We start from the raw sequence: 14310 nt of genomic DNA, 5'->3' as shown, positions 1-14310 counted from the left end.
CCCGCGCAGTGCGGTCATCAAGCACAGACATGGGGCAAGAATGCGTTCAGCAAACCGATTGGTGGTTGCTACCGTCATTCCGCACAGCCGGAAATCCATCCGGCCGTGCGGGCGTTCTCGGCTTCAGGCCGCTTCGTTGCGGCGTTCCTGCCCCGAGATCATTTCGGCGATCGGTCCGAAAACCAGATCGCGTATGTCGCTGCGGGCGAGCGCGAAGGCGACGTTGGCCTGGATGAAGCCTTCCTTGGAGCCGCAGTCGAAGGTGCGGCCCTTATAGGGGTGGGCATGGAAGTCCTGCACTTGCGAAAGCCGGCGCATGGCGTCGGTGAGCTGGATTTCATTGCCCGCCCCGCGCTCCTGCGTGCCCAGAAGTTCGAATACTTCCGGCTGCAATATGTAGCGGCCGTTGATGTAGAAGTTGGAGGGGGCGACCGCAGGCTCCGGCTTCTCGACCATTCCGGTCACGGCAAAGCCGGTCGCGACATCACGGCCCTTGCCGACGATGCCGTATTTGTTGGTTTCGGTCGGGTCGCATTGCTCGACGGCGATGACGTTGCCGCCGGTCCGCTCATAGAGCTCCATGATGCCGGAAAGGCAGCCCCGCTTGCCGAACGACACCATGTCGGGAAGCAAAAGCGCGAAGGGTTCGTCGCCGATGATGTCGCGCGCGCACCAGACGGCGTGGCCGAGCCCGTGCGGCGATTGCTGGCGTGTGAAGCTCACGGTTCCGGCCGAGAGCTGCAGCCGCTGCAGGGACGCGAGCTGGTCGTGCTTTCCCGATCGGGTCAGCGTGTCGAGCAGCTCCGGCTGGATATCGAAATAGTCCTCGATCACATGCTTGTTGCGGCCGGTGACGAAAACAATGTGCTCGATGCCCGCTTCCAGCGCCTCGTCGACGGCGTATTGCACAACGGGACGATCAACGACCGTCAGCATTTCCTTCGGCATCGCCTTTGTGGCAGGCAGGAAGCGCGTTCCGAGACCGGCAACCGGTATCACTGCTTTTCTGACTTTTTTCATCTTACATCCCTGACTTGCTTATTAATTTACTCAATTGACCCCCACCCGATCCGGAGTTTTTTCTCCGGTTATCCTATTTGTCCGATCGCCTTGCGTGGCCTGAACGGCCGGGCAAGACGCGAAAGCCTCGCGGCGATCGGCATCCGCAAATGTCTGAGCGCGATGGGATCGCGCAGAGCGGTTTCAAACGCCTTCAATGGCGAGCGGTCCTTCAGGTGACCGACCAGCGCCAGGAACGACGCGGCTTGTTCGAGACTGCGCGTCCGGCGCGCCTGCGCGGCCAGCGTCTCCCCATCCAGCCGGTGCCGGCGCGTGAATGCCGCGTCCGCCGCCAACATCGCCTCGACATGGCCCAGTTCCAGCACGCGCGAGATCGAGCCTGCCCGCACGTGATAGCCATAGCCTGCCTGTGGCTCGACCACGCAGCGGCCACCCTTCGCCAATGCGGATGCCAGGAAGATATAATCCTCGCCGATGCGCAGATTTGTGTCGTAGCGCAGACCGTGATGCTCGACGAACCGACGCTCGAAAATCGGCTTCATGTAGCCGAAGGAGAACGTCTCCTCGAACATCAGGCTTGATGCGATGAGGTCCGTGAGGTTCAGCTCGGGGCGGCTTTCCAGCAGCGCCGGCTCGAACATCGGTTCCTTTGCGCCGGTCGCTTCCTGGATCACTTCGAGGTTGTCGACGGCAAGCTGCGCCGAGTGTGCTTCGGCGCGGCCGATCATGCGCATCAGGCGGCCGGCCTGCATGGTGTCGTCTGAATCGAGCACCGCGATCCAGCGTCCGCTTGCCGCGTCAAGCCCGGCATTGCGCGCCCCGCCCGGTCCCCGGTTCTGCTCGAGCGCCACCACACGAACCTGCTCGGCTGGAAAGGAGCGTGCCACCTCGATGGTGCGGTCGGTAGAGTAGTCGTCGACGACGATCACTTCCACGCTCGCTCCGTCTTGAGCGAGTGCGCCTTCGATGGCCCGCGAAATCGAACGCTCGGCATTGAATGCAGCGATCACAACGCTCGCATCAGGCCGCATTGCTGCGTCTCCCAGCCGGTTCTTCGCCATATTGGCGGATTTCGCGGACGCCCAGCAGCCCGCTGACGACACCGAGGTGCATAACGCCGCGAAGTGCGAAACGGTTGCGTCGCTCGGCTGCGATTGCGTGAAGGGCGGCGGCAACGAAGCAATAGGCTACTTTTGCCGATGCCTGCACGACGGATTTGATGGCGCCCGAGCGTTCGGCAAGCAGCCTTCCATGCGTCTGTCCGCTCCTGAAGCGGCGTTTCAGGAGCCACGAAAACTGCGCGCGATTTTCGGGCACCGGTTCGTAGACCAGAGCCTTGGGGGCGAAGGCGATCCTGCCGCCGGCTCGGTGAAGATGGGTGAAATACTCGCTGTCCTCGCCGCCGGTGCGGCCAAGTGCGAGGTTGAAGCGGCGCCCTGCTACGCGCGGCGAGGCACGGCGCAACAGCACGTTGCCGCTGTAGCCGGTGCGGATCTCGCCATCGACGAAGACTGGCAGCGTCGAATGAAAATCGCCTCGCCGCATCCACTCCGGAGCATCGGGGGAATAGACGGCGCGCACCGGGCCGAGCACCGCATCCGCGCCGGTAGCCTCTGCCACTTCGACGAGTTCAGTCAGCCATTCCCTCGAGGCGGTGGAATCGTCGTCGATGAAAACCGTCAGGTCGCCGGAACTACTCTCGAGACAGGCATTGCGGGCGATGGAGATGTTCGACGCCGGGCAATGGACATAGGCGACTTCGAAGGGAAGCCGTGCCGCAAGCGTATAGACGAGTTCGCGCGCGCTGGGCGCCGCGTCGTTGTCCGCCACGATGATCCTGACCGCAGCGTTTCCCGGCACGTCCATGGCGCCCAAGGACAGGAGCGTCGCTTCGAGTTCGCGCCGCCGATAGGTGCAGATGCAGACATCGATCCGCGGGGTCTTCATTGAGATTTCGCCAGCCGCGGTCATGGGAACTGAGCCTCCCGCTTGCGGAAGTCGAGAAGCTGCAGCCAGAAACCGGCCGACCATGCCAGATGCATGACCATCGCCGAGAACCCGGCGAGAGGCCCGTAAGGGTTGCGCTGCATGACGGCCATCCACACGCCATAGCCGAGGCAGGCCGCGGCCCACAGGCCGATGGGCAGCAGCGCCGCCCAGCTCAGAAACGCCAGCGAAGCGCCGGCGATGACCGGCACGACCATCAGAGGAATCATCTGCCGTAGTTTTGGCATGGCGCGGTGCTTCAAGATGTTTCTTGCCCTCCCCTTGCCGTAGCCGAGATATTGCCGGAACAGGTCCGGCACGGACGAGCGGGGATAGTAGATCATGTAGGTCTTGCCGGTCATCCACAGGCGGTAGCCCGCGACCCGCAGCCGATAGTCGAGTTCGGCATCCTCATTATGGCTGAAAGTCTCGTCATAGCCCCCGACGGCGCGGAATGCGGCGATGCGCATGAAGGCATGATGGCCATGGTCGGTCCAATGCCCCTTCGCGCCCTGGCGATGCGGCGAGCCGCCATTTCCAAGCCGGGAATTCTGGGCGATGGCAGTGGCTTTCTGGAAGGCGCCGAAGCCTCGCGTCGCCATCGATACGACGACGGAATCCGCGCCGGTGGCCTCGGCGTCCTCGATCAGCCGGTCGCAATAGTCGGCCGGATAGTCGCCATGCGCGTCGATACGAATGAAGCTTCGGCATTCGTCGCCGAACGTCTCTACCGCCAGATTGACCGCCGCGCTCTGGAGCCGTTTGGGGTTGTCGAGCAGGACCACGCGTGGATCGCGGATGGCGATTCGCTTCACGATCCTTTGCGTACCATCCATGCTGCCGCCGTCGACCACGACGATTCTCATATCGAGGCGCTCGGCCGATGGGGTCAGCCGATCGATAAGCGCCTCGATATGAGCAGCCTCGTTGAGGCAGGGAATGATCACCATGCAGGGCATGGCCGGCGGTGCGTCTGTCTGTGTCATGTTTGTCGGGCGCGTCAGGCGGCTTGCAGGATTGCGTCGGGCGCAGCAGTTTCGGGCGTCAGCGCCTTCAGCCGATCGACCAGTGCACGACAGTCGCGCAGGTCACAGACCCAGGTGCCGCGATCTTCGGCCAGTACCCGCTTTCGCGCGGCCGCGTAAGTTTCGGCGCCCATGCTTTCGAACCGTTCGGCCAGCGCCTCGACCGAGGGTTCGTCAAGCAGCAGGCCGAGGTGGCGATCGGAGAGAAAACGCCCGGTCTCCGTCGCCCTCATGGCGATCGGAACCGTACCGTAGCGGCAGCCTTCATAGAGGCGGTTGGGAAGCAGCCAGTTGGAATTCAGCCCCTCCTCGAAGAAATCGATCGCCCAGGAAAAATGCACTTCGCCATAGATGCGGGCCAGATCCTCGGGATTGCGATAAGCGCCTTCGAAGCGAAGATAGGGCTCGGCGGCGACGAAGCCGTCGAAATCGGCGAATTCCGAATAGGCCGGCCGGCCGCGCAGCACGACTTCGAAACATCCCTCCATCCGACGCGTGAAGGCCGCGAGCAGTTCCAGCGACTTGCGGCAGCGAAGTGCCCCGAACCACCCGATCGTCCATGGTCCGCCATCCGCCGGGACCGCCATCTCGCACGGGATGTCCATGGGACGCTCGGCAAGTTCGAGCACCTTGTTCTGTAGCAGCGCCACCGGCGCCGTGATCTGTTCGAAACGCTGGAAATAGTCGCGCAGGAACGCCGGCGAACTCGTCATCAAAAGGGCCGCCTTGCGGCCAAGGGCGCGCTCGGCGCCGCGCATCGCCTTGGAGATGCCGTTCTGCCCCAAAAGCAGGCGATGGATGTCGAGACATTCGTAGACGATAGGCACGTCCGCCGAAAGCAGCGCTCTTGCGCGCCGGGCGAGCGCCAGCATTTCCAGGTTGCGGCCGATGATGACGTCCGGCTTGCGCACGTCTTCCAGCTTCTGCCCAAGCGACAGCGCGGCCTTCACCACGGCCAGCAGACGCTGGGTGAACTGGCCGTCACGGGTCGGGCCGAGATCGATCGGCGTCAGGTTCTCGACACGGGTGACCGCTTGCGCGGTGCGCCGAAAGCCTGCCAGCGTCACCGCGGCGCCGCCAGCTTGCAGCATGACCACCCGCCGGCGCACCGCCGGATCGGACAGATCATGCACGAGGTAAAGTACGTGCAACATGGGGAGAGGTTACTTCAGCTTGCAGACGACCGATTCGGGAAACTGGCAGTCCTCGCCGGATGCGGTGAAGGCGACGCGGTCGATCTCGGCCGCGATCGGCGCGCCGGGATCGGCGAATTCGCCCATCCATGATTTCAGGATGTCGCTGCCCCACAGGCTTATGTAGATCTTCGAGGCGTGGCTCGGCAGCTTGGCGGGATCAGTCGCTTCGCCGACCAGTTCGCCATTCACGTACCAGCTTATGCGATCTTTTTCCCAGACAAAGGCATAGTCATTGAAGCCCTGGTCGGCGCCGCCAGGTACATCGACCAGCTTGGCATCACCAACGCTCTTGCCGTTGACATACTGGTTGAGCTGTACCTTCGACGGGTCCTTGCCGAGCACTTCGAAGTCGATCTCGTCATGCGGCTGTTTGTGAACCGGACCGATATAGGTGAAGAAGCCGGTGTTGAGACCGGAACCGGCAACCGCCTTCATCCGCACTTCGTAAGTGCCATAGCTGAAGCGCTGATTCGTCTGGATTTCGCCGCAGGCGTAGTGGTGGCCCTTCAACTCCTGCTTGACGAAGCCGAGCTTCAATATGCCGTCGGCCACTTTCACCTGGTCCTTCGACCAGACGCAGTTCTGATGTTCGCCGTTCGACCAGCCATCCGAAATGTACCAAAACTTGCGGTCGAGATTGTCGAAGTTCTCGACGAATGATTTGCCGGTTGTCGGCTCCTGCGCATGAGCGGCGGCGATGCCGCCGACCGACGAGATGAAGAGGGCTCCGACGCCAAGGAGTATGGGCTTGAGGTTTGTCTGCTTGGTTTCGCCCGCGGTCAAAATCACGTCGCCTGCCACCTTCTTTCTGAGGCCGCGCTTGCGCGCCGCCGGTCCGAACCTAGGGCTCGATCGATGCCGCATGCAGATAGGTCAGGCAGGAGATAAGAATGTGACGTGCGCCCAAAATGGGCTGGTTTCAACGGTAACTTTTTATGAGCGCGCATTACAACAGGGCGCTCTCCATCGGCGCAATCCGCAGGATTTAACGCTTTGAATTCACGAACGATCTTCCGCGAGCGGAAATGCTTGCGCCAGCGGCCTCAATCGGTATCGGTTCGCGAAAATTCATCGACGCGGCCATGCAGTTCGGCGATGAAGGCAAGCTGCTTCTCGAGCGATGTAAGCCGCTCTGTGTAGCGGATCATCGTGTCGGTCATGCCGTCGATCTTCGATGAGATCGTGGCGTCGGCGCGGTCTTCCTCCAGCGCCTGCTGAGAGAAGGCGGCATCCGCCGTCACCTTCTCGTAGCGGTCGCGCAAGCCGTCGCGCTCACGCTCCATCTCCTCGCCAAGTTCATTGAGCAGGCGCTCGAGCCGTTGCAGCCGGCCCGCATCGGTCTCGCGGTCGCGACCGGGATTTCTCGTTCGGAAGTGGAACAGTGCCATCGGTCGACCCTCCAGGTGATTGGCGAATCATGCGGGCGAATAGTTTGCACTCTGGTCAGAGCCCTGTCGCCGGTGCCCGCCTTTCGCGCGCCAATTGCAGCAACTTCCTCAACAGTGCCCTTTCGGTCAACAGAAACAACAACGCGTAGATGACACCACCCGCGACGCTGCCGACAAACACCTGCATGGCAGCACCGGGAAGATCATGCTTGATGTGGTCGAGCAGGAACCGCACCGCTACCGCCATGATGATTGCGGTTACCATCGGTCGGCTGGTGACGTAGAAGCCCGACAGGAACGCCGTGCCATTGGTGCGGAAGACCGCCCATGAATAGAAGACGAGCGTGATCGCGTTGGCAATGCACAGCCAGATCATGGCTTCGACCAGGCCGCCGGTGATTGCGCCATAGCTGACGCAGCCGTAGACCAGAGCGGCCCGGAACACCGCCACCCACCACAGGACCGTGCTCTGGCCCGCACCCTTCAGGTAGGGAATGAAGGTACCGCAGGGCGACATGATGCCCTTGGATAGAGCGAGCAGCCCAAGTACCGGCCATGCATAGGCCCACTGCTCGCCAAAGATCAGAAGCATGCCGGGTTCGGCGATCGCCCAGATGCCGAACATCATCGGCGCCAGAAACACGGTGGATACTTGCGTGCTCAGCATCAGCGCATGCGAGCTGCGTTCCGGATTGTCGTTCATGTGGCTGAACACCGGAAACAACACCCCCATCAGTGCCGACAGCACGACCTGATTCGGAATGCTCGAAAACCGGTTCGCCGCCGAATAGGCGCCGGCATCCGCCAGGCCCAGATGGCGCGAGACGATGACCAGCGGCGACTGGAAGGTGATGAAATTGAAGATTTCCGAGCCCATTATGCCCAGGCTGAATTTGGTGAGCTGGCCGAGCTTGCGGAACGAAAGCACCGGGCGCGGCCGGTAGCCGGTAGCAAGGAACAGTCCTGCCAGCCGCGCCAATGCCGAAATGAAAAGCTGCGCCACCAGCGCCCAGACGCCGCAGCCGAGCAGCGCCAGCCCGACCGCTGAAAGCGCGCCGACCGATTCGGAAAGCACGCTCCACGCCGCGTCCTTGTCGAAGGCCATGCGCCGCGCCAGCAGCGAATAGGCCACGTCGCCGCAAAGCTGGATCGGAATGAGCAACGCCATGACCTTGAGCAGGTAGGCAGCCTCTACCGCTCCCAGCAATTCGGCGAACATGTCGGCCCAGACATAAAGCCCGGCGGCCATCAGGCCGGCGATCGCCAGATTGGCCCAGAAAACGGAATGCACCGTCTCCATTTCCTCCTCGCGCTGCAGCACCAGCGAGGCGGCAAGGCCGGCGCTGCCGATCATGGCCAGGAACATCACGACGGTCTGCGCCACGGCGACGACGCCGAATTCCTGCGGCGACAGGATGCGAGCCAGAATGGGCACTGTGACAAATTTCAGCCCGAATGTGCTGGTCTTGGAAAGAACGCTCCAACCGACATTATTCGTCACGGTTTTCAGGCTAATGGCAGGCGGCATTCACGAGTTCCGTTTGTTTTTGTGAGCGGGCCCTGTCGTTTCCCTCGGCCCGCGTTCGGGCCGCGACCGGAGCATCGTCGAGATCGGATCAAGGGCCTGCGGGCCTCCCCTAGACGTCATAAGGTGCGAAAAAATGACGAAGTGTACGGTCATCATCCCCTACTATCAGCGCGAGCCCGGCATTCTGCAGCGCGCGCTGAAATCGGTGTTCGCGCAAACCCATTCCGACTTCGATGTGATTGTGGTGGACGATGGCTCGCCATCGCCGGTCGAGCTCGAGCTGGAGGGGCTGCCGCTTCAGGAGCGCGCCAGAATTGCCGTTATAAAACAAGCCAATGCCGGGCCGGGCGGGGCGCGCAACATGGGTCTCGACCATGTTCCCGCCGACAGTGCCTATGCCGCCTTTCTCGATTCCGACGACGAATGGACGCCCGACCATCTCAAGAATGCAGTCGCCGGCCTGTCACTTTTTGATGCAGACTGTTACTGGGCGTCGATCAAGGGCGGCGACGAGTTCTATTACCATTTCGGCGTCGCGGAGCTCGCCGAGATCACCGACGTCGAGCGGCTCAGCCAGCACCCGCCACTGGTCGAAATACCCGATCTCGCCGGTGTCATGCTGAAGAACTGGAGTTTCCTGCATCTGTCCTGCATGGTCATTGGCGAAAATCTGTTCCGCAAGGTCCGGTTCGAGGCAGCGCTCAGGCTGGCGGCGGAGGATGTGCTCTTCTTCTACGACTGCGTACGTGGGGCCCGTCGCACCGTGTTGAGCGAGGCAATCGGCGCGACGCGCGGCGAGGGCATCAACATCTTCCATGGTTTGGACAGCGATTCGCCGCTGTTCCTGAAGCAGCAGTTCAACACCTGGGTGGCGCTGGACCGGCTGGAAAGCCGCTTCGCGCATGGGCCGGAAGACAAAGCCTCGATCGAATCCTACAAGCAGACGGCGCGTCGTCAGGCGATATGGGGGCAGATGCGGCTGGTGCGCCGCCGCAAGTTGCCCCAACTCGGCCTCCTTGCGGAATGGGCGTGGCGCGATCCGAAGATTTTGCGCAGCGCCGTCGAACTCGCCGTCGCCAAGATCGCGCGCTAGGCGGCCGGACCATGCATCCGTTTTACTGGGAATCCGCCCACGGCAATTTCGGCGACGACCTCAATCTTTGGCTCTGGGATTTCCTCCTTCCCGGCTTTCGCGACGCGCATCCCGACGTGCTGCTGGTCGGCGTCGGCACGGTGCTTAACCGGGCGCTGCTGCCGCAAGGCACGCGAAAACTCCTTGTCGGCAGTGGCTTCGGCTACGGCACGCCGCCGGATTTTTCGGAAGCGGCCGAATGGGACATTCGCAGCGTTCGCGGGCCGCTGACTGCGGCCAAGCTCGACCTCGATGCCGATCTGGGCGTCATCGATCCGGCCGTCATGGTCGCCGAAATGCCGGAATTCCAGAACCTGCCAAAGCTCAGCGAAGCAATCTTCGTTCCGCATTGGGAATCGACCGTCGGCGGTATCTGGCCCATCCTTTGCAAGACCGCCGGGCTTGACTATGTCGATCCCTGCGGCGAGGCGAAATCGGTCATCCGCTCGATTGCGCAGGCGCGTCTTGTGGTCGCCGAATCCATGCATGCGGCTATCTTGGCAGATGCTTTCCGCGTGCCGTGGGTGGCGGTCAGCACCTCACACAGCATCAACAGCTTCAAATGGCGGGATTGGGCGGCGACAGTCGGGGTCGACTACCGGCCGCGACATGTGCCGATCTCGTCGCGGGCCGAGGCCATCACCAAAGGGGCGCGCTTCTGGGGCATGGAATTCGATCGCAAGGCCCCGGAGCCTGAAACGCCGGAGGGACGGGGTCTCGACAATCTGGTGATGACGCGAAGCGACGGCGGCAGTTCCCTGCTTCGCAGCCTCAGCAAGCAGGTGCTGGCCGCGCCGTCGACGCTTGCGCTGTGGCAAGCCCGCAAGGCGGCGCCCCGATTGAGTGCTGACAGCATCCTTGCCGAACGCAAGGATCGCTTTCGCGAGGTTCTCGACACCATACGCCGTGACTATTTTTGAGAAGCGGGCCTAGCCCGCAGCAGATAGCGGGGGAGCGCTGGCTTTTCACCATGCGGCCGCCTCCGCGCCTTGAAGGCGTCAAGCTTGTCGGCCGCCACGCCGCCCACGACCGCCGGCAGGGTTGTTGGATTGGCCAGCGCATGGAGCCCGGCGCGCCAGATGCCGTGCTTGGTCTTGAGATCGAGGAAATGCCGCAAGTCGTGCCGCGAACGGATGTGACGCTCGTGCCGGCGAAGTAACTCGGCTGCCTCCTTCGGCAGTCCCGGGGATGCGAGGATTTCCCGATCCGCTTCATAGAGGCGCTTCAGGTCCAGGGTGCGGTGCCGGCCGCTGAGCGAATCGGGACGGACGACCGCGCCGTAGCCGCAGCTATGAACGATTTTGTAGCGCGCGCCCTTGATCAGTGCCCGCGTATAGAGTTCGTAATCCTCGCCGAGCCGCAGATCTTCGCGGTAACGAAGTGCGTGCGCCTCGAGGAACGCCCGCCGCATCACTGGCTTCAAAAAGCCGATTTCGCCGCGCGAGGCGCCCCGCCTGGAAATATTGCCTTCGATGAATCCCGCAAGGTCGAGATAGCGCGGTTCGGCCGCAAATGCCGGCATGTCCGGTTCGGTGAGCGCGCCCCGCGCGTCGATGAAGACGATGTTGTCGGCGACGAAATCCCAATCGTCGCCGTCCACAAGAAGGTCGAAGCGGCCTTTCAGGAAGAAATCGTCTGCATCCAGTATGGCGATCAGCGGCGCGGACGAATGGGCAATCGCATGATTTCTGGCGAACGCCGGGCCTTGGTTGCTATCGAGCGAAAGCACTTTCAAACGCTTGCTGCCATCGTCGGCGGCGCGCGACGTTTCAGCCGTGCCGTCGCTCGATCCGTCGTCGACCACGACCACCTCGCAGACGCGGGTCTCGCGCAACGCCGACACGATCGCCCGTGAAATCGTTCCGGCGGCGTTTTTCGCGGCGATGATGACGCATACACCCGGGTTGGTACCGGCGTTGGAGAAATTGCTATCGGATGAAGTCACATGCACCTCGATCAGGTCACCGGCATCAAAGCCGGTTCGAAATCAGAGGCGGCTTTCGCAGTCGCGAAAGGCGATTTCATGACAGGTGAGGCAAGGCGACCGGTTTCAGGGCAGGCGCGAACGCGGAACGCCAGGCAATTGGCGGGTCTTTACAGTTATCGGATCTTCGACTTTCGGCGAGCCAGAAGTCGATTCGCCGGCCGCCGTTTCCTCGGGTTTTCGGCTTCCATCTCTGCGCCAGACGAGGAAAAGAACCGCTACGAAATATCCTGCCTGAAGCAAAATTGCGCAGATCACGGTCTGTATGAACGTGGACCAGAGCGATTGCGTGAGAACATAGGTGGTGATCGCAAACACCAACAGCACGCAGACAAGGCCACGAAGGAAAAGCAGAAAGGACATTGTTACCCTTCCATGCTTGTTTCGTGCCGTTGTGCGGCGAAAATCATGCGCGCCCGCCTTCCGCCAAAGCATGCGTTGATATTTGCGTCCGATGTCCACGATCTAGACTAGATGATTGTTCCAGACGGGCCGTCGATGCAGCGGACGCGTGCGTGTCCGAATATATAAAACCTGGAGACGTCGCGCAACACGAAGGCATTCCGCACGAGCGCGCCTCGGTTGGGGAGGCCCGGCCAATGCCTTGCCCGGTGTTTCGCTGTCGCAAAGATCATGGATAGACAAGAGATGATCCAAAATTCACTTAAGGATATCTTGGATAAGCCGCAATAATATTGCTAAGAGAACTCAGACATGTACCGGAAAATTCAAATAGTTTTTAAAACTTAAGAATACATATTGAAATTATACATGAATTTTAGAATTCATTAATTTACCTCCTTTCGAGAAAATTCGAAAGGTTCCGAGTTCAATTGTGAATCGCTGTCACAAAATATGATCTCCATAAAATTTGGCGCCCGAATTTTATCACAGAGGTGACATATCTCCCGGCCCTAATGATGTCGTGCTGCGCCGCAGCATTCCATCCTCCCAGATCGCCTACAGCATGGAGCAGACCGATGAAAAACGCCGCCAGAGTGGCAGATACGTCCTTTGAGCTCCGATCGGAGACCAAGGCCCAGCCTCCGATCGGCGGAATCATCAAGCGCGGCTTCGACCTTGTCGGCGCGGTCGCGGGCATCGTGCTGCTCAGCCCGTTGCTCGTGATGCTGGCCCTGCTGGTCAAGCTATCCGATGGCGGTGGCGTGCTCTACGGCCACCGGCGCATCGGCCGCAACGGCGAGGTGTTCCACTGCCTGAAATTCCGCACGATGGTGGAGAACGGCGACGAGGTCCTTGCAGCGCATTTTGCCAGGAACCCGCAAAGCCGCGACGAATGGCTGGCGACCCGCAAGCTGCAGAACGATCCGCGCGTTACCCGCGTCGGTGCGGTGCTGCGCAAGCTCAGCCTCGATGAATTGCCGCAGATATTCAACATTCTGCGTGGCGACATGAGCATTGTCGGGCCGCGGCCGGTGGTCAAGGACGAACTCGAACTCTATGGCGCGGCGGCCGAATGCTACCTGAAGTCGCGGCCTGGCCTCACCGGCCTTTGGCAAGTCAGCGGCCGCAACGACGTTTCATACGGCACCCGCGTCGCATTCGACCGGCACTATGTCGAAAACTGGTCCTTCACCTCCGATCTGAAAATAATTGCCCGCACGGTTCCGGCGGTTTTTTCATCGCGCGGCAGCTACTGAACCGCACCGTCACCGCGGCGCCACAACAATGCCGGTTCGAAAAGTGACAATCGCAAATCCACGATCGGAAAGACGTGCTTTGACAGGCAATATCATCGGATTCCAGCCCTCCGCCGCGAGGCTCTCCTTTCTCGGGATGGCTTTGGTCATGCTGTTTTCGCTGTTTGCGGCAAGCATTGCGCAGGCAGCGGAGGACTATCGGCTCGGCACGATGGACAAGCTGCGTATCCGCGTCGTCGAGTGGCGGACGGCGGAGGGCGCGGTTCGCGATTGGCCGACGCTCAGCGGCGATTATGTCGTCGGCCCTTCCGGTAACCTCTCACTGCCGTTCATCGGCGAAATGCCAGCTACCGGAAAGACGACTTCCGAAATTGCGGCTGCAATCGGCGAGGAGCTTCAGCAGAAATTCGGGCTGCTCGACCGACCCGACGCCTCGGTGGAGCTTGCGGAGTTCCGGCCGCTTTTTGTTTCGGGAGATGTCCAGACGCCGGGCAGATACCCCTATGCGCCGAATCTGACGGTGCTGAAAGCCGTCAGCCTCGCCGGCGGTTTGCGCCGCTCAGCCAATACCGGCATGCGCATCGAGCGCGATTTCATCACCGCTCGCGGCAACTACGAGGTGCTTGTCGCGCAGCGAAACGGTCTCGTTGCCCGGCGCGCGCGTCTGATCGCGGAAGCTGCCGGCGAGGCCGAGATAAAATTCCCGAAGGAATTGCAGGAAACCGCCGCCGGCAAGAAACTGATTGCTGACGAGATCGCCTTCAAGGCCGCTCGTGAAAAGCGGCTGCAGGTTCAGCTTGCGGCGATCGAGGACCTGAAGACGTTGCTTCAGAACGAAGTGGCTTCGCTGGAAAAGAAGATCGCCACCCAAAACCGTCAGATGCAGCTTTCCAAGGAAGAGCTGAAGGGCATCGGCGGCCTGGCCGAGCGCGGACTGGTGGTGAATGCCCGCGTGCTGACCATCGAACGGTCGATCGCGGAACTGGAAGGGAAGGTTCTCGACATGGAGGCATCGACCTTGCGGGCCAAGCAGGACATCGCCAAGGCCGCGCAGGATGCGACCAACCTGCAAAACGATAGGGAAGCCGAGGTTGCCCAGGAGCGCCAGCAGACCGAGGCGGACATCGACGGGCTGAACCTGAAGATCGCCATGTACAAGGACCTGATGACCGAGGCCGCCTCCCTCGATCCGCAGGCAGCGGTGAGTTCCGGTGGCGAGAATGCGCCGGCGACGAACTTTTCCATCATTCGCGAGGCGGACGGGAAGACAACCGAAATAGCGGCCGACGAGAACACGCCGGTCCTGCCCGGAGATGTCATCAAGGTCGGCGTCGCACCGGTACCCGCCCAGTAGCGCATTCGCGTCACTGCGACCTAGGATCAGGGCCGA

The 14310-nt window shown here is 61.5% G+C and carries 15 protein-coding genes; 5 read left to right on the top strand and 10 right to left on the bottom strand.

Translation table 11 applies throughout. From position 1 onward, the window contains the following. Positions 1-123: 123 nt before the first annotated feature. The 8 genes from ACLKMW_RS07870 to ACLKMW_RS07835 form a co-directional block, all read right to left on the bottom strand. The gene (locus ACLKMW_RS07870; RefSeq protein ID WP_415723856.1) at positions 124-1020 is read right to left on the bottom strand and encodes a UTP--glucose-1-phosphate uridylyltransferase; all 897 of its coding nucleotides are present in this window, start codon (positions 1018-1020) and stop codon (positions 124-126) included. Positions 1021-1088: 68 nt separating this feature from the next. Beyond that, a complete protein-coding gene (locus ACLKMW_RS07865; protein ID WP_415723855.1) occupies positions 1089-2051 on the bottom strand; it encodes a glycosyltransferase family 2 protein in 963 nt (320 codons plus the stop codon). After that, positions 2041-2991, bottom strand: coding sequence for a glycosyltransferase family 2 protein (locus ACLKMW_RS07860; protein WP_415723854.1), 951 nt, complete (start codon positions 2989-2991; stop codon positions 2041-2043). Before ACLKMW_RS07860 ends, ACLKMW_RS07865 begins: the two co-directional genes overlap by 11 nt. Next, positions 2988-3992, bottom strand: a complete 1005-nt coding sequence (locus ACLKMW_RS07855; RefSeq protein WP_415723853.1) for a glycosyltransferase family 2 protein — start codon at positions 3990-3992, stop codon at positions 2988-2990. Before ACLKMW_RS07855 ends, ACLKMW_RS07860 begins: the two co-directional genes overlap by 4 nt. Positions 3993-4006: 14 nt before the next feature. After that, complete coding sequence (locus ACLKMW_RS07850; RefSeq protein WP_415723852.1) at positions 4007-5185, bottom strand: glycosyltransferase family protein; 1179 nt, start codon at positions 5183-5185, stop codon at positions 4007-4009. A 9-nt stretch (positions 5186-5194) separates the two neighbouring features. Further along, a complete protein-coding gene (exoK, locus tag ACLKMW_RS07845; RefSeq protein ID WP_415723879.1) occupies positions 5195-5971 on the bottom strand; it encodes an endo-1,3-1,4-beta-glycanase ExoK in 777 nt (258 codons plus the stop codon). Between the two features lie 299 nt (positions 5972-6270). After that, on the bottom strand, positions 6271-6615 hold the full coding sequence (locus tag ACLKMW_RS07840) for a hypothetical protein (protein WP_415723851.1): 345 nt from the start codon (positions 6613-6615) through the stop codon (positions 6271-6273). A gap of 55 nt (positions 6616-6670) precedes the next feature. Then, entirely contained in the window at positions 6671-8143 is a 1473-nt protein-coding gene (locus ACLKMW_RS07835) for a lipopolysaccharide biosynthesis protein (RefSeq protein WP_415723850.1), read from the bottom strand. 133 nt (positions 8144-8276) lie between these two features. On the opposite strand from ACLKMW_RS07835, the gene ACLKMW_RS07830 reads away from it, so the two are divergent. Next, positions 8277-9236, top strand: coding sequence for a glycosyltransferase family 2 protein (locus ACLKMW_RS07830; protein WP_415723849.1), 960 nt, complete (start codon positions 8277-8279; stop codon positions 9234-9236). An 11-nt stretch (positions 9237-9247) separates the two neighbouring features. Next, positions 9248-10195: a polysaccharide pyruvyl transferase family protein gene (locus ACLKMW_RS07825; protein WP_415723848.1), complete on the top strand. Its 948-nt coding sequence runs from the start codon at positions 9248-9250 to the stop codon at positions 10193-10195. Here the strand turns inward: ACLKMW_RS07825 and ACLKMW_RS07820 are convergent. Then, a complete protein-coding gene (locus ACLKMW_RS07820; RefSeq protein ID WP_415723847.1) occupies positions 10186-11220 on the bottom strand; it encodes a glycosyltransferase family 2 protein in 1035 nt (344 codons plus the stop codon). The two genes, ACLKMW_RS07825 and ACLKMW_RS07820, sit on opposite strands and share 10 nt — an antisense overlap. On the opposite strand from ACLKMW_RS07820, the gene ACLKMW_RS26550 reads away from it, so the two are divergent. Then, positions 11221-11733 (top strand): hypothetical protein, encoded by a 513-nt coding sequence (locus tag ACLKMW_RS26550; RefSeq protein WP_458575166.1) that lies wholly within the window; start codon positions 11221-11223, stop codon positions 11731-11733. It abuts the gene before it with no gap. Positions 11734-12239: 506 nt separating this feature from the next. Continuing rightward, a complete protein-coding gene (locus ACLKMW_RS07810) occupies positions 12240-12920 on the top strand; it encodes a sugar transferase (RefSeq protein ID WP_415723845.1) in 681 nt (226 codons plus the stop codon). Between the two features lie 9 nt (positions 12921-12929). Here ACLKMW_RS07810 and ACLKMW_RS07805 read toward each other — a convergent pair whose 3' ends face one another. Next, positions 12930-13070, bottom strand: a complete 141-nt coding sequence (locus ACLKMW_RS07805) for a hypothetical protein (RefSeq protein WP_415723844.1) — start codon at positions 13068-13070, stop codon at positions 12930-12932. Between ACLKMW_RS07805 and ACLKMW_RS07800 the strand changes: the two genes are divergently transcribed. After that, positions 13069-14274, top strand: a complete 1206-nt coding sequence (locus tag ACLKMW_RS07800; protein ID WP_415723843.1) for a polysaccharide biosynthesis/export family protein — start codon at positions 13069-13071, stop codon at positions 14272-14274. The genes ACLKMW_RS07805 and ACLKMW_RS07800 overlap by 2 nt on opposite strands. The last annotated feature ends 36 nt before the right edge of the window (positions 14275-14310 follow it).

The organism is Borborobacter xinjiangensis (assembly GCF_047739745.1).
In the GTDB taxonomy this organism is placed as follows: Bacteria; Pseudomonadota; Alphaproteobacteria; order Rhizobiales; family Rhizobiaceae; genus Pseudaminobacter.
The sequence above is the reverse complement of the archived record's forward strand: the minus strand, read 5'-3'. Positions and strand labels throughout refer to the sequence as shown.